The organism is Priestia endophytica DSM 13796, from assembly GCF_900115845.1.
Classification (GTDB): Bacteria; Bacillota; Bacilli; order Bacillales; family Bacillaceae_H; genus Bacillus_I; species Bacillus_I endophytica.
Map to the genome: position 1 here is coordinate 173,462 of NZ_FOXX01000004.1, position 25,753 is coordinate 199,214.

Annotated in this window: 24 protein-coding genes and 2 pseudogenes; 7 read left to right on the forward strand and 19 right to left on the reverse strand. The window is 36.2% G+C overall.

The window, feature by feature from the left end:
* Positions 1-102 precede the first annotated feature (102 nt).
* Complete coding sequence (locus BM012_RS09835; RefSeq protein ID WP_061804274.1) at positions 103-921, reverse strand: alpha/beta fold hydrolase; 819 nt, start codon at positions 919-921, stop codon at positions 103-105.
* A 117-nt stretch (positions 922-1,038) separates the two neighbouring features.
* A pseudogene (locus BM012_RS09840) lies at positions 1,039-1,674 on the reverse strand (branched-chain amino acid transport system II carrier protein); the annotation flags it as partial.
* 33 nt (positions 1,675-1,707) lie between these two features.
* On the opposite strand from BM012_RS09840, the pseudogene BM012_RS09845 reads away from it, so the two are divergent.
* Positions 1,708-1,905 (forward strand): annotated as a pseudogene (locus tag BM012_RS09845) (PaaI family thioesterase); the annotation flags it as partial.
* Between the two features lie 204 nt (positions 1,906-2,109).
* Here BM012_RS09845 and BM012_RS09850 read toward each other — a convergent pair.
* The 4 genes from BM012_RS09850 to lacG all read right to left on the reverse strand — a co-directional run bounded on the left by BM012_RS09850 (position 2,110) and on the right by lacG (position 7,270).
* On the reverse strand, positions 2,110-3,222 hold the full coding sequence (locus BM012_RS09850; protein WP_061804273.1) for a glycoside hydrolase family 53 protein: 1,113 nt from the start codon (positions 3,220-3,222) through the stop codon (positions 2,110-2,112).
* Positions 3,223-3,759: 537 nt separating this feature from the next.
* Positions 3,760-5,463: a PTS lactose transporter subunit IIBC gene (locus BM012_RS09855; protein ID WP_061804272.1), complete on the reverse strand. Its 1,704-nt coding sequence runs from the start codon at positions 5,461-5,463 to the stop codon at positions 3,760-3,762.
* Positions 5,464-5,478: 15 nt separating this feature from the next.
* Positions 5,479-5,793 (reverse strand): PTS sugar transporter subunit IIA, encoded by a 315-nt coding sequence (locus tag BM012_RS09860; protein ID WP_061804271.1) that lies wholly within the window; start codon positions 5,791-5,793, stop codon positions 5,479-5,481.
* Between the two features lie 76 nt (positions 5,794-5,869).
* The gene (gene lacG / locus BM012_RS09865) at positions 5,870-7,270 is read right to left on the reverse strand and encodes a 6-phospho-beta-galactosidase (RefSeq protein ID WP_061804270.1); all 1,401 of its coding nucleotides are present in this window, start codon (positions 7,268-7,270) and stop codon (positions 5,870-5,872) included.
* 265 nt (positions 7,271-7,535) lie between these two features.
* Here lacG and BM012_RS09870 point away from each other — a divergent pair, with 265 nt between their 5' ends.
* Both BM012_RS09870 and BM012_RS09875 read left to right on the forward strand, forming a co-directional pair.
* Positions 7,536-8,294 (forward strand): DeoR/GlpR family DNA-binding transcription regulator, encoded by a 759-nt coding sequence (locus BM012_RS09870; protein WP_061804269.1) that lies wholly within the window; start codon positions 7,536-7,538, stop codon positions 8,292-8,294.
* Between the two features lie 25 nt (positions 8,295-8,319).
* Positions 8,320-9,003 carry an HAD family hydrolase gene (locus BM012_RS09875; RefSeq protein WP_061804268.1) on the forward strand — a complete coding sequence of 228 codons (684 nt, stop codon included), beginning with the start codon at positions 8,320-8,322 and terminating at the stop codon, positions 9,001-9,003.
* Between the two features lie 486 nt (positions 9,004-9,489).
* On the opposite strand, the gene BM012_RS09880 is transcribed toward BM012_RS09875, so the two are convergent.
* Entirely contained in the window at positions 9,490-10,104 is a 615-nt protein-coding gene (locus BM012_RS09880) for a TetR/AcrR family transcriptional regulator (RefSeq protein ID WP_061804267.1), read from the reverse strand.
* A 110-nt stretch (positions 10,105-10,214) separates the two neighbouring features.
* On the opposite strand from BM012_RS09880, the gene BM012_RS09885 reads away from it, so the two are divergent.
* Positions 10,215-10,472: a PucR family transcriptional regulator gene (locus BM012_RS09885; protein WP_061804266.1), complete on the forward strand. Its 258-nt coding sequence runs from the start codon at positions 10,215-10,217 to the stop codon at positions 10,470-10,472.
* A 173-nt stretch (positions 10,473-10,645) separates the two neighbouring features.
* Here the strand turns inward: BM012_RS09885 and BM012_RS09890 are convergent, their stop codons facing one another.
* The 5 genes from BM012_RS09890 to BM012_RS09905 all read right to left on the reverse strand — a co-directional run bounded on the left by BM012_RS09890 (position 10,646) and on the right by BM012_RS09905 (position 14,627).
* Positions 10,646-11,509 (reverse strand): sugar phosphate isomerase/epimerase family protein, encoded by an 864-nt coding sequence (locus BM012_RS09890; RefSeq protein ID WP_061804265.1) that lies wholly within the window; start codon positions 11,507-11,509, stop codon positions 10,646-10,648.
* Between the two features lie 607 nt (positions 11,510-12,116).
* The gene (locus BM012_RS26375) at positions 12,117-12,266 is read right to left on the reverse strand and encodes a hypothetical protein (RefSeq protein ID WP_161939303.1); all 150 of its coding nucleotides are present in this window, start codon (positions 12,264-12,266) and stop codon (positions 12,117-12,119) included.
* A gap of 120 nt (positions 12,267-12,386) precedes the next feature.
* Entirely contained in the window at positions 12,387-13,844 is a 1,458-nt protein-coding gene (locus BM012_RS09895) for a PH domain-containing protein (RefSeq protein WP_061804264.1), read from the reverse strand.
* Entirely contained in the window at positions 13,831-14,310 is a 480-nt protein-coding gene (locus BM012_RS09900) for a PH domain-containing protein (protein ID WP_082802567.1), read from the reverse strand. The genes BM012_RS09895 and BM012_RS09900 overlap by 14 nt, the downstream gene beginning before the upstream one ends.
* A gap of 83 nt (positions 14,311-14,393) precedes the next feature.
* Positions 14,394-14,627, reverse strand: a complete 234-nt coding sequence (locus BM012_RS09905) for a hypothetical protein (protein ID WP_061804262.1) — start codon at positions 14,625-14,627, stop codon at positions 14,394-14,396.
* Positions 14,628-15,116: 489 nt separating this feature from the next.
* Between BM012_RS09905 and BM012_RS09910 the strand changes: the two genes are divergently transcribed.
* The gene (locus BM012_RS09910; RefSeq protein ID WP_061804261.1) at positions 15,117-16,118 is read left to right on the forward strand and encodes an LLM class flavin-dependent oxidoreductase; all 1,002 of its coding nucleotides are present in this window, start codon (positions 15,117-15,119) and stop codon (positions 16,116-16,118) included.
* A 57-nt stretch (positions 16,119-16,175) separates the two neighbouring features.
* Here BM012_RS09910 and BM012_RS09915 read toward each other — a convergent pair whose 3' ends face one another.
* The 3 genes from BM012_RS09915 to BM012_RS09925 form a co-directional block, all read right to left on the reverse strand.
* The gene (locus tag BM012_RS09915) at positions 16,176-17,567 is read right to left on the reverse strand and encodes an amino acid permease (protein WP_061804260.1); all 1,392 of its coding nucleotides are present in this window, start codon (positions 17,565-17,567) and stop codon (positions 16,176-16,178) included.
* A gap of 177 nt (positions 17,568-17,744) precedes the next feature.
* Positions 17,745-18,704: an L-threonine 3-dehydrogenase gene (locus BM012_RS09920; protein ID WP_061804259.1), complete on the reverse strand. Its 960-nt coding sequence runs from the start codon at positions 18,702-18,704 to the stop codon at positions 17,745-17,747.
* 44 nt (positions 18,705-18,748) lie between these two features.
* Complete coding sequence (locus BM012_RS09925) at positions 18,749-19,939, reverse strand: glycine C-acetyltransferase (RefSeq protein WP_061804258.1); 1,191 nt, start codon at positions 19,937-19,939, stop codon at positions 18,749-18,751.
* A 568-nt stretch (positions 19,940-20,507) separates the two neighbouring features.
* Here BM012_RS09925 and BM012_RS09930 point away from each other — a divergent pair.
* Positions 20,508-21,389, forward strand: coding sequence for an aminoglycoside 6-adenylyltransferase (locus tag BM012_RS09930; protein WP_061804257.1), 882 nt, complete (start codon positions 20,508-20,510; stop codon positions 21,387-21,389).
* A gap of 459 nt (positions 21,390-21,848) precedes the next feature.
* Entirely contained in the window at positions 21,849-22,622 is a 774-nt protein-coding gene (locus tag BM012_RS09940) for a PAS domain S-box protein (RefSeq protein ID WP_061804256.1), read from the forward strand.
* Between the two features lie 139 nt (positions 22,623-22,761).
* Here the strand turns inward: BM012_RS09940 and BM012_RS09945 are convergent, their stop codons facing one another.
* The 4 genes from BM012_RS09945 to BM012_RS09960 all read right to left on the reverse strand — a co-directional run bounded on the left by BM012_RS09945 (position 22,762) and on the right by BM012_RS09960 (position 25,720).
* The gene (locus tag BM012_RS09945) at positions 22,762-23,538 is read right to left on the reverse strand and encodes a sulfite exporter TauE/SafE family protein (protein WP_061804255.1); all 777 of its coding nucleotides are present in this window, start codon (positions 23,536-23,538) and stop codon (positions 22,762-22,764) included.
* Between the two features lie 68 nt (positions 23,539-23,606).
* Complete coding sequence (locus BM012_RS09950; protein WP_061804254.1) at positions 23,607-23,834, reverse strand: sulfurtransferase TusA family protein; 228 nt, start codon at positions 23,832-23,834, stop codon at positions 23,607-23,609.
* A gap of 49 nt (positions 23,835-23,883) precedes the next feature.
* Entirely contained in the window at positions 23,884-25,011 is a 1,128-nt protein-coding gene (locus BM012_RS09955) for an MBL fold metallo-hydrolase (RefSeq protein ID WP_061804253.1), read from the reverse strand.
* 148 nt (positions 25,012-25,159) lie between these two features.
* Positions 25,160-25,720, reverse strand: coding sequence for a sulfurtransferase TusA family protein (locus tag BM012_RS09960; protein ID WP_061804252.1), 561 nt, complete (start codon positions 25,718-25,720; stop codon positions 25,160-25,162).
* Positions 25,721-25,753: the final 33 nt, after the last annotated feature.

The following is a 25,753-nucleotide window of genomic DNA, read 5'->3' on the forward strand; positions in this document are numbered from 1 at the left end:
TAAGATTTGATTAACTTTATTTTCAAGCCCAAAGGAGATTTTTTGAATTTTTATAATAAAGAAGCTGTATCAAAACCATTAGGTTTGATACAGCTTCTGATCTCATTTTATCATTCCACTCATAAAACGAAGCACCGTCTCATTAAACTTTTCCACTTCATCCATAAACAACGCATGGCTGCTGTTTTCAAAGAAAACGGTCTTGGCATTTGGTATATGCTCCCCAACCCATGCAGGACCTCTCCAATCAAATACGCTATCTTTTTGAGCTACTAATACTAAAGATGGTAGGTTAATGTGAGGTAAAAAGTCTCGCCAATCGTACCGGGTATGATCAGCCATGATAGCAACTCGAGCAAATGTTGGCGTTTTTGCCATTTCAGTCAGCAGCATGTTCCTTTCCTCTTTTGAAAGATCTGTCGAAATAATGGTGTTGATTTGATTTTGATCAAAATGAGCGGTATCTAATTGAACTTGTGCTTTCATGTATTGAAAGGAAGCATCATCATAGCAGCTAGCATGAGCGTACTTCCAATCAAAATTATAATACTGTTTTGGTGTTTGCTGAACAAATATTGCTTGTCTCAGCCGTTCGTTCCCAAATAACTCAAGGTAGCTCCAGATGACTGGACATCCAAGCGACCAGCCTAGTACTGTTACATCCTGAAGATTGAGCTGAACGAAAATATCATATAGGTCCCTCGCCAACCTTGGTACGTGATACCCGTGATCTGGCTTATCTGAATTGCCGTGTCCTCGAAGATCAATTGTGATAACGTGTGCGTGCTCTGCTAAATATTTCATATTTCGTTGGAAAAAGCGCCCTGAAAAGCCCCATCCATGAATCATCACTAAGGGACGCCCTTCTCCGTGCTCCTCATAATATATGTTTGTTCCATCATTTGTTTGAACAGTGGGCATGACTCTTTCCTCTCCTTCTGGAAACTTTTTTTAGATAGTATGGACGCTCATAAAAAGCTGTTCCAAAAGAAGATTTCCCTTGATATATTCTCTTAAACATTAAATAACCGACTAACCTTATTTATTGAATTGAGTTTCACTAGGACGAGAGGTTTCCTTGCTTAATATGCTAAATATATATCCGCCTATTCCTCCTAAAAGGGACGGAATCAACCATCCTAATCCTATATCATACATTGGAAGAAACTCAGTGAAAAGATGATGAATCACTTTGATTTGTACTTTAGCGGCATTTAAGCCGTCAAATAAGCTAACAACAAAGGTAAAAATTAAACTCCCTTGATAGACTTCCCCCCTTCCTTTAAATAAAGGATGAAGAAAAGTTAAAAAGATTAAAGAAATAGCAATTGGATACATTGTCATTAATACGGGCGTTGAGTCTTTAATAAGCTGTGTTAAACCTATATTAGCGACAAGCGTACTAAAGATAGACAATATAACGGCAATTTTTTTATAAGAAGTATTGGGAAACAATTCATGAAAAAAGGAAGCACAGGCGGTAATAAGCCCTACACTTGTCGTTAAGCATGCTACCGTAATCATTAAGCCCAAGAAAAAGGAACCGTAAGACCCAAAATAATACGTTGAAACCTTAGCCAATACCTCAGCTCCATTTTCTGAAAGACCCAGTTTTTCCACACTAGAAGCTCCCATATATGAAAGAGCTGTATAGATAAGCACTAAGAGTGTAGCCCAGTTGCTTGTAATGCTTATGGAAAAACATCCTTAGGGCTCTCAACAACCATCCAATTCATTTCCTCAGCTAAATCTGGAGATAAACTAGTAGCTCGTGCTACAGAAACAAAACGAAATTTCCGTACGGGTTTTTATCGAATTGAAGTTTTGCACGAACAAGACGTAATCGCAACGATGGAAGCGGTATCTTATCGAAAAGATCATTATTTTATTGAACTTACGGAATAAGCAATAGTATTTTGGTTTGATTGTACAATGGAACATATTCCTTCCCTCCTTCTAATTGTTTTAAATAAATAGCAACTACTTGTGCCCAAATTTTTTCTATAATAGTACGATTCCTGAAACTTTTAATCTCGCATCACATAAAAAGACACTCTACAGAGTTGCTCTGTAGAGTGTCTTTTTGAAGGTTCAAGCCTTGTTTTCATTCTATTTTTTCTTAGCCCAGTCTTGAAATGCATCAATCGCCATTGTATATTGTAATACCTTTTTAGAAACCTCAGTTGTAGCCCCTAGGGGATATTTGTCCGGAAGTACGCTTGAATGGGCTTCAGGTTCCCAATAAAATACGCCGGTTCCTTTCCCGTTTGGCACGTTTTTCACAACTTTGATCGTATCATAAATCGTCCAATACGAATCTTTTGTATTTTGTGCGTCTCCTCCAACTTCAACAACCATTACTTCTTTGTTATAGCGAGCAGCGACATCATTTAAATTATAAGCTAAAGATCCTGTTACCTCCCAATATGGTTTTCCTTCCCAATACGGATAAAATGAAGCCCCAATCACATCCGTTTTCCCCCCGTTTTTGAAGAAGTTATCAAACCACCAGCGAAACAAGCCATTGTCTGTGCCATGAGCTAGATGTGTTACCACTTTTGAAGATGGACTTACATCTTTTACAGCGTCATAGCCTTTATTAAGAAATGAAGTTAAAGCACTGAAATCGTTCGTACTGCCATTAGGAAGCATGATTCCTGAGTTAATTTCATTTCCAACTTGAACCCACTCAGGAGTAATACCGTTATTTTTTAATTCTTTCATCACATCGTACGTATGATTATAAACAGCAGTTTGGAGTTGAGTATTTGTGTAATTTGTCCATGCTTTTGGCTTAATCTGATGCCCTGGATCTGCGAAAACATCGCTATAATGGAAATCAACCATAACGTTTATTCCTAAAGATTTAGCTCGTTTTGCTGCAGCAATTACTCCTTTTTTATCGCTGTACCCAAGCATCGTCCATGTTGTATTGTCTTTGAACCAGTAATAATTGCTTGGTGGGTCCACAAAAACTCTCAATCTTACAGAGTTAATTCCGTGATCTTTAAGAATTTTTAACGGATCTTTTTGTTTGCCTTTATCGTCGACCCATTTTACCCCTTCATCTTCTAGTTGTTTCATCCAACCTATATCAGCTCCATAGGCAAATGAATTTGCCGCTTGTGCTTTTTGAGGAGCACTAATCAAGAAAGAACCAGCCAAAGCAAGAGATAAACAAATCCCAATCAACAGACACTTTTTTACATGTTTTTTCAACATAAACATGATCCTCCTAGGATAAATTGTAGTGGTTTAGCCAAAACAAGACTGACTCATAACATGGAACACTGTGTTTACTTTGTTACTTTAAGTGCATACGTTGTTCGTGAAGAAAAGGGAAACACGATCTTCTACGAGCTGTGTTTCCACATTCCAGATTCTTTGGCTAAAATTGAGCTTTCACCATGTTGATGATTCGTTTCATTTTGATCGATACTATACGAGTTGCCGTCAATCTCAAATTAATCATCTACTATTCTTCTTCCGGCTACCCGTCCGACATGAGCGCCAGAATACGGAGAATAGTCTAGATAGTCTGCAAAGGTTCGAAACCCTAAGCTAATATTGTCTATCTTTCCCTCTGAATCTATTATTTCAATAGACGTAACAATTGCTTCATAATGGAGGGCTCGAAGTGTGGGCCTATTATCATTCCAAAGAGCATATTCAATAATTTCCTCTTTGCCCACTCTATCTAAAAAGCGCTTACATTATCTTTTAACAGTGAAATTAAAAGATAAGAATGAAAGTAGATTTCTATTGGTGGTGTTCTAGCACAAAATCAATTGCTTTTTTGGCGTCTCTTGTTAGATTGATATATTCTACCCCCTTTGTTGCGATAAGTTTGACGTTTAAACGATCTGCATCTTCTTTAATATCGTCATAATAAGAACCAACTTGCGGAGCTAGAATAATCATATCGAAATTCTCCATAATGTCGTAATGAGAACCATAAGCACCTGCTGATGCCGTAATTGGCACGTTGTAATCTTCAGCACCTTCCGTTAGTGCATTTGCAAGCATCGCACTCGTTCCGGCACCTGCACATAGTACTAACACTCTTGTTTGTTGCTCAAGCGTTGGTGCTGCTTCACTTATTTGAGTGTTTTCTTGAACATGGGTACCCCCTCCACCAAGTGCTGTTGCACCGACAACAGCAGGCTGTACAAAAGTATATGCTTCTGTCTGTACTTCTGCCTTTTCTTTCGCGAAAAGGACATTATCATAAGCGCGACAGAATGGCAGATAGATGAGAAAATCAACGATGATGAGTAGAGCTACAAGAATGAAAGCCCACAGGCTCATTCCTGTACCGAGCACTAAACCAATTGGTGCTGGCGTTGCCCAAGGCAGAACGTACATAAAACTATTCATGCCAATCACATCGACAAAAAACTTAAACAAGCAAACGTTCACCATGGGTGTTAATAAAAACGGAATAAAGAAATAAGGATTCAAAATAATTGGTGCTGAGAAAAGAAGCGGTTCGTTTACTGCAAATGATACCGGAACGAAAGACGCTTTTCCGACTGCTTTGAGCTGTTTGGATTTCGCCATTAATAGGAAGATAAATGGAACAACAAGCGTTGCGCCCGTTCCTCCCATTGTACCGACAAAGTTTCCAAGTCCAACTGTCAGCACGTTAGAAGTTTGTTCTCCAGCATTGAAAAGCTTTAAGTTCGCTTCAACATTTGCATAGATAATCGCAGCGATTGCAGGTTCCACAATGGAAGGACCGTGTACTCCAACAAACCAAAACAGCGCCATCATTCCCCAAATAATACAAATCCCGAGATAACCATCAGCTGCTGTAAAGAGTGGCGAAAGCAAAGTTGTTAGCGCTTCCGCAAAAGACACGTCAAGCGTATTACGAACAATTAAATCAATGATAACCATTGCTAAAACAGAGAATGCAAACGGAAAGATATCTTTGAACGTTTGAGAAATCGTTCCTGGTACTTCTTTTGGCATTTTAATTGTAATGTTTTTCAATACACAAAATTTATAAACGTTCACTGTAATAAAGGCGGAAACAAAAGCTGCTAAAAGACCTTTTGATCCTAGGTAATCAGTTGAAAAACCCCCATCAATCGGCGTCACGCTTAACAGCAAGAAGCCAACAATCGAAGCAAGCATAACAGAGGTAGAGTTAATCACCTTCCCCTCTGGCATTCTACGATTAACCGATTCGCTTAGACATCTTGCCGTTGTAGCCGATACAATGAGTCCGACAACGCCCATAGAGTAGTTATACACTTTCCACAACCAATTCGATACATGCTCAGGCCAGGCAAAACCAAATACTTCCGGAACAGCAGCAACAAGGATAAAAAGACTCGCAAACAAAATGACAGGCATAGCGCTAAGGAAACCATCCCGAATCGCACCTAAATAAATGTTTCTAGAGATTTTTTCAAAGATGGGTTTCCCTTTTTCAATCTGCTTAATAATCCCGTTCATCCTATTCCCTCCCCTTTAGCGGTCTTTCCGGTAGAGTTCAATAAAATCTTGGATCAGTTCACGAAGAAGCAGTGTAGTCATTAAATGATCCTGTCCATGTATAAAAATAAACCCAACGTCCAAATCCTCTCCTTTAGCTTCTTCTGCTAAAATCTTCGTCTGGGCATTATGCGCAAGTTTTAAATTTTCATCAGCACTCGCAAGTCCTGCTTCGACATTTTCAAAGTTTCCTGCACGCACTTCTCTCAATAAAGTTAACAATGAACTTCTTGCATCTCCTGCATATGCTACAATTTCAAAACCAACCATTTGCAAATCTTCTTTAGTCATCCAAAAAACCCCCTGTATTTATCTTTTATTTATAATCTCCCCATAAAGGCATAGACCCTTATGGGGAAAGGTGAAATCAAATGATTGTTTTCGTTTCACTCACCATCTTGTACCAATAAGCAGACTCTTTTGGATACCTCTTTTGCGTCTCGAAATCAACGTAGAAAAGACCGTAACGTTTGTTGTATCCATTTGTCCAAGAGAATAAATCCATTAAGGACCATAAAAAGTATCCTTTTACATTGACTCCATCTGTAATGGCTTTACTAATGGCTTCTAGATACACTTTTAAGTATTCGATTCGTGGTTTATCCATAATAACGCCATCTTCAAATTCATCTTTGTAGCCCATTCCATTTTCAGTAATGAAAATTTTATTGTAGTGCGGATAATCTTGTTTAATACGCATCAAAATATCGTACATTCCTTCCGGGTAAATCAGCCAATCCCAATCCGTTCTTTTCAGACCTTCTTTGTATATCCGTTCGCCAATTCCCTTTACTTTATAAACAGAGGTACCTTTGTCTCCTGTCCCATTATGATGAATCATCGTTTCTCCATCGTAGGCTTTTACAAAGTGACACTGATAATGATTGATGCCAAGGTAATCGTTTCGTTTTGATGCCTTTTTCATCACTTCAAAATCGTTGTCTAAAAACTCGTACGTTGCTCCATTTTTTTTACAAATTTCATCTATAGCACGCATCGTTTCCTCTGAATAATAACCAAGATAAGTAGCATCAAGGAGAAATCTAACAGATAACGCGTCATCTAGGAAGCAAGCGTGACGATCTTCTTCTGAGTCGCTTGCAGGATATTTCGTTTCCAATGAATGAACAACGCCAATTTCACCAGGATAGTTATTCTCCTTAAATAAGTTAATCGTCATGGCATGGGCCACCATCATATTATGTAGACATTGAATAATACTAGTAAAATCGCTTTTAATAGATGGAGGAAAAACACCAAGTAAATACTGATTTGTGGCAACAGGATAGATTTCATTGAACGTACTCCAGTTTCGTACCTCTGTGAATTCATTGAAACAAAACTCGGCATAGTTTACAAAAGCTTCTAGTGTATCACGATTTAAAAAGTCACCTTTATCAAATAATGCTTTTGGGGTATCAAAATGATGAAGTGTCACAAAAGGAGTAATATTACGTTTTTGGCATTCTGCAAAAATACGATGATAGTAATCTACGCCTTCCTGATTAACCTCCCCTACTCCATCTGGGAAAATTCTCGTCCAAGCAATAGAAAGACGGATGCTGTCTACTCCGAACTTTTCACATAATTTAATATCTTCAGGATATTGATGATAAAAATCACTTGCAGGATCAGGACTAAATCTTCCCTGCTTTTCAAGAAATTCATCCCAAGCAACAGGTCCTTTTCCACCTTCTTTTGTTGCCCCCTCTGCCTGATACGCTGCTGTTGCGCCACCTAAAATAAAATCGTCTGGTAATTTCAGCATAACTAAAAACCTCCTATCACAAATTGTGAAAATAAGTTTGTTAATGTTTATTATTGTCATCTTTTGTTTAATAGTAAGCGTATACAATTTTATTGTCAATAGTTTCATTGATAAATAAATACTTTAAACACAACAAATACATTACTTATCGTTAATAAATAAGTGGTATTGAGTTTTATACATTTTTGTTTGTTAATGTTTGTTTTCATTGACCTTCTTTTACCTATGTGATAAATTATGTTTAAAGTTAAGGGGGTGATGTAAGATGTTAAAAAGAGAGCGGTTACTAAAAATTATTGATATTGTAAACTCCCAAGGATTTATTACGGTTAATAACATCATTGATGAACTAGACGTTTCTGATATGACAGTGAGAAGAGATTTAGATGAACTTGATAAAGCGGGAAAAATTGTGCGCATTCACGGTGGTGCTCAAAGTATTTCTTACTCAATTGATCAAGAATTATCACATAATGAAAAACTTGGTGTCCAAATGCGAGAAAAAAGCAAGATTGCAGAACTAGCCGCTTCATATGTAAACGACGGTGATACCGTTTTTCTCGGACCGGGCACAACAATTGAACTTCTAGCGAAGCATCTATTAAATAAACGCATTCGGATTATTACCAATAACTATCCTGTTTTCGATATTTTAAAGCATTGTGATACAGCAGACATTATCTTGATTGGCGGAGATTTCAGAAAAAACACGGGAGCATTCGTTGGTCCGATTCTGAATGGGAACTTACAGAAGTTTAATTTCACAAAAGCATTTATTAGCGCAAACGGCATCCACAATGATGAAATTTCTACTTATAGTATTGAAGAAGGAGAAGCTCATCAAATTGCGCTGAATAATTCGCGTACTAAATTTTTACTTGTCGATAACCATAAATTCAATCGAGAGGATTTCTACGTTTTCTATAATTTACATGACATGGATTACTTGATTACAGATGATAAAGTGATGAAAGATGTTCAAACTCATTATGAGCAGTATGTAGATGTTAAAATTGCCAAATAAAAATAGAAAAGGTAGGAGACTCTTTATGAAGGGAATCATTTTTGATTTTAATGGCACGATGTTTCAAGATTCGCATTTACATGAAAAAGCATGGTTTTTTATGATTAATAAATATTCGTCAAAATCAATCACAGATGAAGAGATTTTAATGAATATTCACGGAAGAACGAACAATGAAATCCTCACTTACTTTATCTCGGAAAACTTAACAGATCAAGAGATCGGAGAGTTGTCTTTCGAAAAAGAAGCCTATTATAGAGAATTGTGTCTTAAAAACAAAAAAGAATTAAAGCTTACAGAGGGGCTTGTAGAAACCTTAGATCAGCTGAAAGAATTAGGAATGCCTCTTACCATTGCGACTGCTACAGTAAAAGAAAACGTGGAATTTTACTTTGAGGTGTTCCATTTAGCGGATTGGTTCGATTTCAACAATGTCACATTTGATGACGGAAGCTTTCCTGGTAAACCAGAACCAGATATTTTCATTATTGCAGCAAAGAAATTAGGTTTTGAGCCAAGTGAGTGCTTAGTTATTGAGGATGCTGTTTCAGGCCTTACTGCTGCGAAAAAAGCTGGGATAGGGACTATCATTGCAATTGATCCATTCGGAAAAAACCGCTCATTATTCCAAGAAAAACAGTTGGGAAGCGGTGGAATTATAACAGACTTCACGAACTTCTTTGAAGTTGCGGCAAGTTCCTCCATCTGAGAAAAACGGATTGCTCCTGCTCCCTTTTAACGGAGGAAAACTTCAAAATTGTTCAACTCACTTAGTTGCGCATCCCTAATTTTTACTCCTTATTATCAAAGGAAGTTTACATAGCCCTTCCTAATAGCGGATTCATACACTTCCTTTTATTTAGCATAAAGTGTTTTCTTCACTTATATTTATTTAGTCTATCTACAATTCATCATGTACGAAAGAAACCGCTTCACCTATTAAATCAAGCGGTTTCTTTCATTAAACTTTTCTTCTTATAAAGAAGATGAATCTATAAATGTAAACTATTCGAATTTAGCTCTTTTCCTCTTTACTATAAGGTACCTTAAAGAGTAGACTGTGTCTCCTCCCTTTTCAACATCCTCTTTTGTCAACGTTTTGAATTATGTAGTACTCTCTCCAATAACATTTCAATAAATTCTTTCTATTTATGTTTTTTGTGCTGTAAAAAAATCCAAGCAAATTCACCATCAGTTAGCTTCTATCTTCCCCTCTAATATACTCAAACGAGTAAATATGGGTTTTTGTTAAATCGATGACTTCTTTAATGAATTCCTCTTGGGTTTCTTTAAAGTCATTGTGAATCCAATTGTGAAGGAGTCCGTAAAACCCATAAGATGTATAACGTTTGAAATAATCCATATTAACTGGGATATTGTTGATCGTTTCAAAAACAAATTGTTCTTTATAGATTTTTAAGATGGTCTGAGAAAAGCGAGTATGTAACCCTGGTAACGTATCCTCATAGTTAATTAATTCAAAGAAATCTCGGTTTTTATAAATATAAGAAACAATATTAAAAGATGGTTCATTTAGCTTAGTTGTATACACCTTCCGTCCAGGTATATGTGGTCTACCTACTGAAGCTTCCAACCCTTGAAGCATAGAAAGTAGTAAATCTTCAGCTAATTCCAATTTATCTAGGTAATGAATATAAAAGGTACTACGGTTATAAGCGGCATAATCAACAATATTTTTAACAGTAACAGAATGAAATCCCTTCTCTTTTATAAGTTCAATCAAAGCTTGCTTTAAATGTGTCTTTGTCCGATTTTGCCGTTGAGATGTAGCATTTTGTTCATGATTCATGAAAAACCTCCCTTTTAAAAAGTCGTAATAAATCAGGACTTTTCTTTTATGAAGAAATAGGGGTAAACCGTCTGTTTTTACAACAACCTTCTGGTGATATTGAGAGATTTTTGAATGAAGTATGTGTTCCATTACAGACTGAACACGGAGAACACAACGATTTAGAAAAAAACCTCCTTGCTTATATTAAAAATAATAAATCAGCAAGTAACACAGCAAAACAACTCCATATCCATATTAATACTCTTTATCAGCGGTTAAAAAAGATTGAAAAACAATTAAATTTGAGTTTTGATAATCCAGAGGATGCTTTAAAAATCCAGTTAGCTTGTCATCTTAGGGAGACATTTTTTTATTTGCAAATTTAGAGGTGTACTTTCTGTATAACATAAGGAAAAATTAAAATATATTGCTAAATTCAAAGAAACCACCTTACCTAAGGTGGTTTCTTTGAATTTAGCATTCCATCTTAAAACTAAGTTTTGAGATACAGTAAGTCACAGCACCTTCTTACCCTCAATAAATGGCATAATCTTGATGATCAAATACGTAATCCCTCCCTAATCGATTTCAATGTGACTTCATTTGACCATTCTGGACGATCAGGGTAAGCAAATACGGCATTTGTCACAATACCATCAAAATTGATTTCTCTTAATTTTTGATATAAAGCTTCAAAATTGATTTCTCCTTCACCAGGATTTAAGTGCTGATGAATTGTTACGTTGGCATCAGGAGGATTAACGATATAGCGTAATCCGTATGCTGCTTTATGATTCAGTGTATCGGCAATAAGAACATGAGCAAGTAAGTCTCCTGCTTCATCAATATGTTGAGCAACGTCTCCAATACCATCATCATAAAAGAAAGCATGTGGTACGGAATAAACAAGCTTGATCCAGTCTTTATCTAAAGCTCGAATCATACGAATAGCTTCTGTATTTAACTCAATAAAGTCATTTGGATGAGATTGAAGATTTAAGTTAATTCCTTCTCTTTCGAAAATAGGCATAAGTTCTTCCATTGATTTTACAAAAGCACCTTCACTTTCGACGGGACGACTTTTGTCTCCACTAAATTCACTGTTCATTAAATCAACACCTAATTCAGATGTGATTTCGATGCATCTCTTCCAGTTCCAAACTGCCGCTTGGCGCTCTTCCTCATTTGGAGAAGACCATTGTTGAACAGGTAGGACAGATGAAATTTTAACCCCTGCATCACTGCAATAGCGTTTTAAATCTTTGATTAGCTCCTTGTCCACTTTTGGATACTCATAAAACCAAATAAAGTCTTTACGTGGTGATAATTCTACATACTCATATCCTAATCTTGCGACGGTATCAATCGTATCCTTTAAGTTTGTATTATCTCGGTAATGTGATGGATCATAGGCTAAGCGCAATGTTATATTCCCCTTTCTTCAGTAAGTTAAAATCATACCCATTCACATATTTTAGCAATTTTTAATAAAATCGATTTATAAACGATATTGACATGCTTAATATGGATGATAAGATCTTGTTAGCTCACACACTCTTTTGTAAGCCCTTACTATCTTTCTAATTAAAATTATAGTCCTTTCGTTCAAAATAACCTCTAGTATCTTGTTTTCATGAGAAGAAACACACACATTTTCATAGGAAAAGGACATGTTAATGGCTTAGTAACCTTCATTATCTTGTTCTAGAAGTATTGTTCTTTTGTAAAAGAGAAAAAAGAGCGGGAACATACAAAGTTCTCCACTCTTTTTTGTGACTCGTTATATACTTAAACAAACAGTCACTCTCATTTTCACCTAAACGTATCCCTCATTAGCTAGTGCCTCATTCCGCGTGACACATCCAACCTTTCATGATCCCTGTTGAATAAAACTGAGTTACTCCTGTAAACCCAGCTTGCGTTAATAACTCTTGGATTTGATGCTCAGGGATAAAGGAGATTTTCATAATAGTCTTTAACATATCCTCTACTTTAGATGGTTCACGGCCCGCATCTAGCCAAAAACTTTTCTAGATGTTCAATCTATTTTGTAGCTCTTCCCCATCACGCTGTCCGTATGCACTAACAAGAACAAATGGAGCTCCCTGTTTTAAATCATCCTTTATCGCTCGAAGCAGCTTTAGCTTTTCTTGATCATCATGGATGAAGTGAAGAACCAAAATGCAACTTCCTCCAATAAATGTATTTTAACTTTATAGCGATATATTCTATCATCACTCCCAGAGGTTGTGTGCTCAAGGAGCGGAATGACCTAACTTACATAGACTATATTCTCACTCCTATGCTTCTTCTTTTTTCTTCAGGGTACATTGATAAATCTCCATCGCCTCTTCATATGGAATGTGATGTAAGGAAACCTTTACCTTTTCTTTTCCTGAAGCTACAGCCATATTGATGGAGGCCAGATGTTTTCTTTCTTGCATCCATGTTCGGCGTAGCACTATCCATTGAATACGTCCTCGTTTAATAATGGCCGTATTGCGAAAAAAAATCCCGTATTGCAAAGTCAGGAAACGTTCGCTTTGATTCCAACCCGTAGTGCGGTATTCTCTCCACCCTAACCATAAACTTAGGATTGGGATAATGAGAGAAAAATAGTGATATGGCTCTGGTATATACACCCACAATGGAATTAACAGAAGACAACCCATTAGAAAAAGTGGTCCTACGTAAGAAATTCTAGCTTTCTTGGGTGGAGTGTGTAGGCTGTTGCTTTTTTCATATCCAGTAAAAAGCTCAATTAAAGATTTCACTCTTTCCTTTTTAACAAAAGGGATAAAGGAGATTGTTTTTTTCACTTGTTCATCCTGGCTATTCTGAATAACAACAGCTTCGATTGATGCATATCCTAACAGGCGCTGTAATGGTCGTTCGGTGATAAAGATAGCCTGTATGCGGTGTTGTGCAATTGTTCGATGCTTCTTTTCGAATAGTCCTTGTTGAATTTCAATTTCTCCTCGTTCATTTTTATCTAATTTAAAATGATAATCACTAACATAGGTTAGGAACAATGAAAGAGCAAAGGAGAGAAGGATCATAAGAATAACAGTAGTGAGGATCCAGTTAGAACCGAACCAACTAGCTAAGTACGTAAATAAGGTGTCCCTATCCTCTCCTTTTGTTATATCCCAATATTTCAGTAATCCGAGAAATAAAAAGGTAAATACAATGCCAAACTTCGGAGAAAGCAGGCTATGCACCATTAAATCTTTGTTAGATAATTGAAGGCTGGATTCTTCACCATGCTCTCTTAGCTTATCCTTCTTATATTCGTATAAAACCTGGCGAATCCGCTTCTCTTCTTCCTCGGAAATGCAGCTAAGGATGATACTAGATTCCTTTCCACCTGCAAGTTCAATCGTTAAAGTTCGGGTAGAAAATAAATGATCATACACACGTACTGTAGAATCTAACGATTGAATACGGTCAGATGTTACCCATCTTTTTTTCGTTACAACTACACCTGTTTCAATATATATCCCTTTTTCTTGTATTTGATAAGTGAAGGCTCGCCATTTCAACCCCGCTGCAACTAAAAATAAAAGAATAATCAGACTACCTGCGGTTACGTTGATCATCAAAGTAGAAATTTGATCTCCTATTTTTTCATGAACAAATAAAACGATGAGTGGAAAAATCCATATAAAGGATAGAGATTCTTTAATAGCAGCAATTATAAAATAAAGAATGGAAATAGGGTGAAGGCGATGAATGGTTAATTTGTCAGACTTGTTCATCGTCTAACCTCGCATACATTTCAATTTCCCCACGAATCTCATCAGCGGTTTCTTCAGATACCCCAGGAATCTCATGGCTACCTGCTGCTGTGGATAAGACAATAGTATACAGATGATACCTTTTCAAGATAGGACCTTGTTTTGCATCAACATGTTGAACTTTTACCATCGGAATTAATATTTTACGCTTAAATAGGAATCCTTTTATAATTTCAATACTTGTCTCACTTATGCGGTATCTCCATATACGATATTCCCACTTCGGCAGAAAATAAAGATGAAACGGTATAGATAATAGAGATAAGCACACGGTCACACCTATAATCCAATTTGGCCATTCCCATCTCGATGTACAGTAAAACAATATAACAATAATGATTGCATATGCACATAAAGAAAGGATGCCTTCTATTATTTTTGCACGTACACTTTTTTCATTTAATCGTCTAAACCCCGTGTCACTCACTAAATCCTCTCCTATATATAGATTTCGCATTCCATTTGCTTGTACAATTCTTTTTTTATATTAATCCCTCTTCCCTTCCTATTTTAAAATGGTTTTTCCTCTTTCTCTGTTAACTCTACTAGAAAAGGGAATAAGAGAATGAACAGGATAGCAACGGTTGCACTTATATAGCCTAAGCCAATTAAAGGCCTTGTATTTTCAAAGGAGATAAACTGCTTTGTCCTACAAACAGGACATTCTTTTCCTTTTTTCGAAAACCCCAGTTGCCACACTCTTCTTTTTTTCCATTTATGATTACAATTTGTACAATGAGCCATATGTTCACCTTCCTCTTTTCTTATACGTAACCTCATCGTTTTTGTTTCAATATTTCTGCACTTTTTCTACGGATAGCTCCAAGCATAAAAAAGAGCGAGGACTGTTCACAATTCTCTTGTTAGTTAAAGGAAGCCTTTATCTGATCGTTTTGTCTTAACTTTTTTTAGATTAATATGGTACTAAAACATTCTTTACCCCTATAAAATATTGGTTACAACTGTAGTAAGAATTTTTTAAATTCTCCTCTTTCCTTACAGTCACAAGTGAACGAAACGTAATTCTTTTAAATTTTTTATATTACAAACACCTTGTTCTTTCTTCAATAAAAAAACCCTTAGTAAATACTAAGCAGATTATTAAACAAACCCTCGACATTATATTAAAATATAATAACTGAGATAAAAGAAATCCATTTTATTTCCTAACTGCACATAAAAGGTAAATCTACTGTATACATTAAAAATTGTATGAAGAAAGGACACATTCCTATGTCAAATATTAATATCCCTGTTTCGGTTTTAAACTTAGCTCCTATTCGAGAAGGACAAGATGGGAAGGAAGCGATTGACGCTGTTGCCGATCTTGCTCAAGCTACGGAGAAGATGGGTTATAAACGATATTGGATTGCAGAGCATCACAATACACCTACCCTTGTAAGTTCTGCAACTTCTATTTTAATGAAACATACGCTAGAAAACACAAATAGCATCCGCGTTGGTTCTGGAGGAATTATGCTTCCTAACCATGCTCCATTAGTCGTTGCAGAACAATTTGGGACGATGGCAACAATTTATCCTGACCGCGTTGATTTAGGTCTTGGGCGTGCACCTGGCACAGATATGATGACAGCAAGTGCTCTGCGTCGCTCAAAAAGTGATTCTGTTCATACTTTCCCAGAGGACGTAAAAGAATTATTAACGTATTTTGGTTCAGAAGAAACCCAAGGGTATGTAAAAGCCTATCCTGGGGTAGGGACAAATGTGCCCATTTATATTCTAGGCTCTTCCACTGATTCAGCTTATTTAGCTGCGGAACTTGGATTGCCATATGTATTTGCATCTCATTTTGCTCCTGCGCAGATGGAAGAAGCTATTTCTATTTATCGTAGACGTTTTAAACCTTCTCCATATTTAGATAAACCATATATGACGGTAGGGCTAAATGTTATTGGAGCTGAGACTGATGAAGAAGCTGAATTTCTAGCTTCAACAATGCATTTCTTCTTCCTTAATGTTATTCGCGGTACAAAAATGCCGATGAGACCACCTGTAGAAAACATGCAAGCTCATATGAATCCGATGGAAGAAAATATGATTTCATCTATGACAAGCGTAACCTTCAAAGGAAGTAAAGAGACGATTCGTAAACAGCTAACAGATTTCCAAAACAACTATAATGTAGATGAAATTATGGCTGTTTCGTATATTTATGATAGTGAGAAACAAAAGCGGTCATATGAAATCTTAAAGGAAGTAGTAGACGCAAAATAAGGTAGAAAAAACGCAAAAAAAGGGTTCCTAATTAGGAACCCTTTTTTTGCGTTTTTTCTATTGAATCATGACTTCATCATCTTTCTGATCATGAGTTCGTACACGCTTATCTATTCTGAAAGCATAATAACTAATCACAACAACGGCAAGGAAACCAATTCCTACAATAAGGGATATCCTTGTTTCTTCATTAACCCACATCCCAATAAGGACCATTAGTAAGAACGCAATGGTGAGATAGTTTGTGAAAGGAGCAAAAGGCATTTTGAATGGATGGTGATCCATTTTTGCCCTATTTCTCTTCCTGAATTGAATTTGACTAATAAGAATAACAAACCATGGAATCATACCCGGAAGAACGCTTGCACTATATACATGTACAAATAAGTTTTCTGGTGCAATATAACTTAAAACAACGCCAATGGCTAGCCCAATTAAAACACCAAATGTACCAAATAGCGGAACCCCACCATGAGAGACTTTCGCAAAGAATTTAGGGGCTTGTCCATTTATGCCTAACGTATAAAGCATGCGTCCTGCACTATAAATGCCACTATTGCATCCAGACATCGCAGCTGTGATCACAACAAAATTAATAAATCCAGCGGCAGCTGTAATCCCAACTTTTGCGAAAGTGGCTACAAATGGACTCCCAATTGCATTCAGTTGATCCCATGGATAAACAGTGACAATAACAAAAATAGCGCCAATATAAAAGATTAAAATTCGCCAAATTGTACTTTGAATAGCTTTTGTTAATGTTTTTTTCGGATCTTTTGCTTCACCAGCTGTAATTCCAACAAGTTCTACACCTTGATAGGCGGCAACAACGAGGGATAAGGCAAAGAAAAATCCTTTCCATCCGCCTGTAAATAAGCCACCATGCTCCCATAAATTCGATAATCCGATCGCTTCTCCTCCATTTCCAATGCCAAAGAAAATGAGTCCAATTCCTGCCACAATCATTAAGATAATGGTTACAATTTTAATGAGTGCAAACCAAAATTCAATTTCACCAAAAGATTTAACAGAAATTAAGTTGGCCGCTCCGAGAATAATCATGGCGATAAAACCTGGAATCCAAGGAGGAAGATCAGGGAACCAATACTGCATATATGTTCCAACTGCAATGATTTCTGCCATCCCAACAATTACCCACTGAAACCAGTTACTCCACGCTGTCATATACCCTGCTAATGGATGAATATACTTATAGCCAAATGTCGCAAATGAACCTGTACTTGGTTCTACATACAACATTTCTCCCATTGCCCTCATAATGAGGAATATAAAAACACCGGAAATTGCATAAGCTAACATAACAGACGGACCTGTCCATTGAATTGTGCTCGCTGATCCCATAAATAAGCCAACGCCAATTGTGCCGCCTAACGCGATCATCTGAATATGACGACTCTTCAAATCCCTATTCAAATCTTTCTTTGCCATCCTATTTCCTCCTACACCACTCATAGTCAAAGTTTGATGAAACTAATGCTCCTGTTTAAAAGTTTTCTCCACACCGAAAGAAAGCGCTTACTTTTAAACCGTTATTAAGAGTGCATAACGTACTGATCTTTCATTCTTTTTGAATACTACATACAGTACTTCGAATAATAGGCTGATCTAGGCAGTAACTGAAATTGATTTTAGCCTTAGCTTTGATAGTATATCTTTCGTCATTTTTTCTAAATTGTATTCTGGCTTAAATCCCCACTCCTCTTTTGCACAAGTTGAATCTATTCGATTAGGCCAGCTGTCGGCAATAGATTGTCTTACAGGATCAACTTTATACTTTAGGACAAACTCTGGAATATGCTTTTGGATTTCAGCAGCGATTTCCCCTGGCTCAAAGCTCATAGCAGATACATTAAATGAATTTCGGTGTTTTAATTTGGAAGCATCAGCCTCCATTAATGTAATGATAGCCGTTAATGCATCAGGCATGTACATCATATCCATATACGTACCCTCAGCAATGTAAGATGTATATCTTTTATGTTTAATTGCTTCATAGTAGATTTCAACTGCGTAGTCCGTTGTTCCCCCACCAGGAGGTGTCATATACGAAATGAGCCCAGGGAACCGAAGTCCCCTTGTGTCTACTCCAAATTTGTAGTAATAGTAGTCACATAGTAATTCTCCAGACACTTTATTTACCCCATACATTGTGGTTGGTCGTTGAATAATATCTTGCGGAGTCAGATTTTTAGGGGTAGTTGGACCGAAAGCGCCAATAGAACTAGGTGTGAAGAGTTGACAATTTAGTTCTCTTGCTGCTTCCAAAGCATTTACTAATCCACCCATATTTAAATGCCAAGCTAAAAGCGGCTTCTTTTCAGCTGTTGCTGACAGTAAAGCAGCTAAATGAATAATGGTATCAACTTCATATTTTTTAGCGATGTTGAACATTGCTTTTTCTTCTGTCACATCTAAAGTTTCAAATGGACCTGATTGAACAACATCACTTTCCGTTCTTCGAATATCTGTTGCGATGATATTGTCGTATCCGTAAATCTCTCTCATTTTTAGCGTTAACTCTGAACCAATTTGACCTAAAGCACCTGTTACTAAGACCTTTTTCATAAAAAAACCTCCCCTTTTTACTTACTATCCTGCAAGTATTCCCCTTAAATAAGTTCCATCTCTTTTCCTACTTTTTTATAAATAGCTAAGGCATGGTCTAGCATTTCTTTTGTATGCGCAGCCGTTGGCATATTTCTTACTCGCCCTGTGCCTTTTGGAACGGTAGGAAAAACGATAGATTTTGCATACACACCTTCTTCATTCAGTCGCTTACTAAACTGCTGTGTTTTTTCTTCATCTCCGATTACACAAGGGGTGATTGGTGTTTCGCTCGCTCTAATATCAAATCCTAATACTTTCAGCCCTTCTTTCAAATAATCGCTGTTTTCCCATAGCTTATTTTGAAGATCTGAGCTATCCATCAAAATATCAATAGCTTCTATACAAGCGGCAACTGCTCCAGGTGTGACCGCTGTTGAAAATAAAAACGGACGACTTCTTACTTTTAACCAATCTATTAAATCTCTCTTTCCTGCTACATAACCTCCTACTACCCCAATAGCTTTAGATAACGTTCCTATTTGAAAATCTACTCGATCTGATAACCCAAAATGTTTCACTGTTCCTGCGCCATTTCCTAATACACCTGATCCATGTGCATCATCAACATATGTCATTACATCAAACGCTTCGGCAATCTCCACGATCTCTGGAAGCTTGGCAATATCTCCGTCCATTGAGAATACTCCGTCTGTGATAATCATGATTTTGTTGTACATTCCTGACTCTTTTGCTTGGCGTGTTTTCATTCGTAGATCTTCCATATCAGAATGGTTATAGCGAATAATTTTTGCCCTTGATAATCGACATCCATCAATAATGGAAGCATGATTAAGTTCATCTGAAAGAATAGCATCGTGTTTATCCATCACTGCTGAAATGGCTGCCATATTACAATTAAATCCTGATTGATAGGCAATGGCTGCTTCTGTATGTTTAAACTGGGCAAGTCGCTCTTCTAATTTAATGTGAATATCTAGCGTTCCATTAATTGTGCGAACAGCCCCAGCTCCAACGCCATAAGTTTTTGTTGCTTCTAAACAAGCATCAATTAATCGCTGATCTGTTGCTAAACCTAAATAGTTATTAGATGATAAATTAATTAACTCTCTTCCTGCAATTGTAATGATTGGCCCATTTGGCCCTTCTACAGGATCAATCACATTATAGAGGCCTTTGTTTTTTAGCTCATCCAAGTTCTCTTTTAAAAATTCATGCAATGTTTTGCTCGACATTTCATATACCCCCTTATTGTTTGGAGAAATAAACGTGGAATTTTTAATGATTTATTCCTATCTTTAACGCGGATTTTTATAAACGATACGCTTATTTCTCTTTTTAAAAATACATGTGTCCTCCCCATAAAAACACAAAGAACTACTAGAAAGCTTTAATGATAGCGTTTACAAAACTTATAGTAATAGAAAAAATCCATTTTGTCCACCTTTCGCGGACAAAAAATCAGAATTTTTTTATAACCAATTCTTTAGCCCTTAAGGAGCCCCATTTCATAAACATGCTCAAATTAAATTTAATTTTTTTGGTTAGTCTGTTGTAACGATAACAAAATACTAACCAAGCATAGTACGATCGATATTCTATAACTACGGAGATAAAGAAGGAATCTTCCAACACCTATTGAAGTAATGTAGCCATGGAATAATTTTAAAAGAAAGGAATATGGGATGAAAAAGAATCTGGACAAATTATAACCCTCTTCTGTTTTGTTGCTTTTACAATACCAACAACCTCCTCCATGGCTAAGTTGAAACAAGATAAATATTCTTAAAGGAGGGATATGTAATGAGAACTGAACAAGAAATGTTGAATACAATTATAAACATTGCTAAAAATGATGAGCGGATTCGAGCAGTTTATATGAATGGCTCACGAATAAATCCTCGTGTTCCGAAAGATATTTTCCAAGATTACGATATTGTTTATGTTGTAACAGAAACTTCATCCTTCATAAAGGATAAAATATGGTTAAACCTGTTTGGCGACGTGCTTATCATGCAGGAACCAGATAAAAATGAACAATCTCAAGGTAGTGTTATAAATTTCCCTTGTTCGTATGGGTATCTTATGCTTTTTACAGACGGTAATCGAATAGATCTTCATGTTGAAACGAGGGAATATATGCAGGAGAGTTATGGTCATGAAAAATTAACTCTTCCACTACTTGATAAAGATCATATTTTATCGTCCATCCCTTCTCCTACAGATACGGATTATCATGTAGAAAAACCGACAGAATTTATGTTCACCGGATGCTGTAACGATTTTTGGTGGAACCTTCAAAACGTAGCAAAAGGCATTTGGCGTGATGAACTTCCATATGCTAAAGGAATGTTTGAATGTGTGGTTAGATCAAGGCTAGATGAGATGGTATCATGGTGGATTGGAAGTCAGCACAACTTCGAAATTTCAGTAGGTAAAATGGGGAAATACTTCAAAAAACACCTTCCTAAAGAGTACTGGGAAATATACAAAAAATCGTATGAGGACGATAACTATGATAACTTTTGGAATTCAATATTTGTTACATGTGAATTGTTTAGATATTTAGGAAAAGATGTGGCTAGAAAATTATTGTTCACTTATCATATTGCCGAAGATAGAAACATGATGAGCTACCTTACACATGTGAGACATTTACCTTTTGATGCCAAGAATATTTATTAGGGAAAGAAAGATCTTTAGCTCCTATAAGAAAGAGCACGTTTTAACGAAAATAAAACGTGCTCTTTCTTCTTTAAATAGGCAGAAGATACACCATATAGGGAAATTTCAAGTTTTGTTCGACTCTTTTGAAGACAATTTCTTGTTACATGGAAAACATATCAACTGACCGTTTCCGCTAATAATTCCATCCAAAAATCCATCTAGACAATAAATTTCTTTCTTACATTCGATGCATCCTCCAATGAGCTCTTTCACTCTTCTCCCTCCCTCTATCTTTTCTCTGAATAAATAAAAAGTAGATTTTTTGTATATTCCTATACTCTCACGCAACATATGATAAAAGTCCCTTATAACAAAATGAACTGTTTTGATAAACCTAATAATTTGAAAGAAAGAAACAATCAAAACCTTGATAAAAGTTGGCCAATGCTTTAGTCTTTTCATCAGGGAGTGAATACTATGAGGGAAAATATTTCTGATATTGACTATCAACAAGTAATGGAATATGCATTAGATCCACTTATCATCCATTCGAATCATAAAATTATATATGTGAATCACGCAGCTGAAGAGTTTTTTAGAGGTACAAAAGAAGATATTATTGGCGCAAGTCCGTTAGATATATTTCAAGAAACTTCTAAAGAAGCTATAAGAAAAAGAATTCAATCTGCTTATGAGCGTCCAGCAGAGCTCATTGAGGAAACGATATACAGAATGGATGGGACAACAGTTAACGTTGAATTGTACTGCCATCCTGTATTAATGGGAAATACAAAGGTAATCCAAACTTATGTCAGAGATATAACAACAAGAAGAGAACATGAGCAAAAACAAAAAGAAATCGTAAAGCAAATAAACGAACTGTCTGCAACCCTTGTTCCTCTTTTAGATGGAATTGCAATCCTCCCATTAGTAGGCTCCATAGATGAGGAAAGAGCACACCAACTCTTAACAGATGTACCCACAAAGGTACAGACTCAAAAAGTAAATTGTTTAATTATCGACTTTTCAGGTATTTATAAATTAGATTCAATTGTAACAGAACACCTTTTTAAAATTAATCATGTAATGTCATTACTTGGCGTTCACTGTATTTTAACGGGATTAAGACCAGAGCTAGCTTTATCTGCTGTACAACTAGGAATTAATCTTGAGGGGACTTTAAAAATGGCTACTGTAAAAGACGCCCTGAACTCTTTAGGTATAATCTTCACTAATGATTCCACAAAATAAATGATTTGAAATTAAACATACGTATTTTATGAGCATTTTATTCATATTATGTAATTTAAAGGAAATAAAAGGCTTGAGTCTATTTCAACTCAAGCCTTTTTACTTGTTACGTAAAACTACATTTGTTTTTACAAACTTTTTAAACAATACCAATCCAAATTTTAAGAGCAGTAGCTAAAATGAATAGAGCTAATAGCCATTGCAAAAACTTTGCATTCACCTTTTGTCCTAAATGGGCTCCTAGTGGAGATGCTAGTAGACTAGCAATAATCAGAACGGAAGCAGGTACAAAGAGAACTTGACCTGTGCCAACTTTGCCAATGACTGTTCCAATAGAAGAAATAAAAGTAATAGCAAGAGAAGAAGCAATCGCTGTTCTTGTTGGAATTTTTAATATACTAAGCATAATAGGAACCAATATGAAGGCTCCTCCTGCTCCTAAAATCCCCGATACTCCTCCAATGACAAAAGCTAACGAGGAAGCTAACCATTTATTAAAGGTCATTTCTCCATTTGCCATGTCTTCTTGCTTTTTCTTGGAAGTAAACATAAAAATAACAGCTATAAGAGCTAAGACTCCATATATATAATTCATTCCTTTTTCAGATATCAAATAAGAAAAATAACTCCCTGTTATGCTGCTTATGAAAATGCTGCTTCCCATATATATAATTAAGTTTTTGTGTAAAAATCCGCTTTTTCGATAGGCCCAAACCCCACTTATTGTAGCAAAAAACACTTGGATAGCTCCGATGCCTGCAACTTCATGTGCTGTTAATGACATTACCCCTACTAACGGAGGAAGATACAATAACATAGGATAGTTGATAACAGACCCTCCAATGCCTATCATCCCGGATATAAAAGAACCTATAACCCCAAGGATGAAAAGAGTTATAACAAATGCAATATCCATTAGGGTTTCCTCCCTTTCAAGATGAAGGGGTATCCTTTCATTCGATCTCCTTCCATCTTGATTGTTCCTTATCCTTTTTTAATCCAAAACGTTAACACATTGTCCTCTTCCACTTGTTTTAAAAGTTCATGGCCACTTGAATTAGTCCAAGCAGTAAAGTCATTTTTAGCTCCTTTGTCTGTTACATGGACTTCTAAAACCTCACCTGGTTGTAGCTCATTTATTGCTTTCTTTGATTTAATAATTGGCATAGGACATGCTAATTTTTTCGCATCTACTACTTTATCTGATTTCATATTTACAGCTCCTCTGTTATTTTCTGATCAAACTTTTCATATTTTCTATTTATCGAATAGCACAGCGATTTGGTCCAATTTCCATTTCACGTTGCTTTTCTTCATCAGGATTTCTTTTTCCCATATTTGTTTCACGAATTTCTTGATACGCATGCGGTTGAGGCGGCAGATAATCTGTCACTAAGTGTTTAAATTCTCTCTCATCCTCAATGTTTAAACCATGATTTTCAGCAAACAACGTACTTAGTAGTTTGGCTACACTTCCATCTTCATTTAATTCGTCAATCCTCATAAAATGCGCTGGTAGTACAATTAATTCATCCCATAACTCGTTATATCGCTTGTAGAGCGTTTCTCTTAAATCGCTTATCCAATCTTCCGCCATACCGGCTAGATCTGGCCTCCCAATAGAATCCATGAACAGAATATCGCCTGAAAGAAGATACTGTTTATCGATTATAAAAGAAGTCGAACCAATAGTATGACCTGGAGAGTAAAGAGCTTGAATAGAAACGTCTGTATTTCCAATCGTAATAACCGTTTCTTCTTCTAATGGTTTATAATCAAATACGACTTCTTTAGCATCTTTTCGTGATAACCAGTAAGTTGCTTTTGTTTCTTCTGCAAGTGCTCTTCCACCTGAAATATGGTCTGCATGAAGATGTGTATCAAATACATGGGCAATGGTGGCTCCGATTTCATTCGAAAAATTCACATAAATATCTGTCATACGTGTAGCATCTATAACAACTGCTTCTCTATTTGCTACAACCATGTATGAGAGACACCCTTTACCGATTCGAACAAATTGATATATCTCTCCACCCCCTTTTAGATCTCCTATTTTTACAGGCTCCACATGTTCACTCCATGCTCTCATCCCCCCTTTCAGATACGCCACAGTACGACCAGCTTCTGAAAGCATATCAGCTACCATAATTGAAGAACCTTCTTTAGCACAAACAACTAAAACTTCTTTATCAGAAGGAATTCCTTCCACAATTTCTTCTACCCCATTTAAAAGATCAAAGTAAGGTACATTGAGATATTCAAAATAATGGCCTTCAATCTTCCAATCCTTAAAATCATTTTCATTACGAACATCTAAAATAAATAATGGTTCTTTGTTGAATATTTTTTGCGTGAGTTCTTTCGCAGTAAGCATATATACAGCCATTTAAATACCCCTTATAGTATATTTTGTAGTAAAAAAATTTCACAAAGATTAGAATATAAATCATGCTTTTTTTCTCTCTAAATAGTTCAAAGTTTCTCTGACTTTATTTGTATAACAGCTGGTCTTGTTTAATATATAACACCAAATTTTATTGCTCTATTTCACCTCTCCAATCACGCATCCCTGGCACAACATTAATTAACTTTTTAAAACCTTGTTTTTTCATAGTTTGAGCTGCCGTTTCACTTCTTTTTCCAGAATGACAAATAACATAGATTTCTTCATCTTTGTTTAACTCATTTGAACGTTTTTCAACCTCACTCAGAGGGATATGAATCACTCCTGGAATATGGGCTTGTTCATATTCCTCTGTCTCACGAACATCTAAAATACAAGGCTGTTCCCTACTTTCAACTTTCTTTCTGAATGCTTCTAGTGAAATATTAGGAATAGCAGATATCTCCTCTAAGAGATGATCGCCATCTTTACGAAGAAAATGATGAAGTATATTTCCTTCTATTTTAGTTTCTAAATATTTGTGACCTGTATTTTTTGCCCAAGCTTGTAAATCTGCTGTTGAGCCTTTGTCTGTTGCTTGCACTTCTAATACTTGTCCAGCCTTTAACTCATCCATTTTCTTTTTTGTTCTTACAATAGGTATTGGACATGCTAATCCTTTTGCATCTAACATAAAATCTGCTTTTATCATTCTTATTCCTCCTTATTCTATATACAGGGCGGG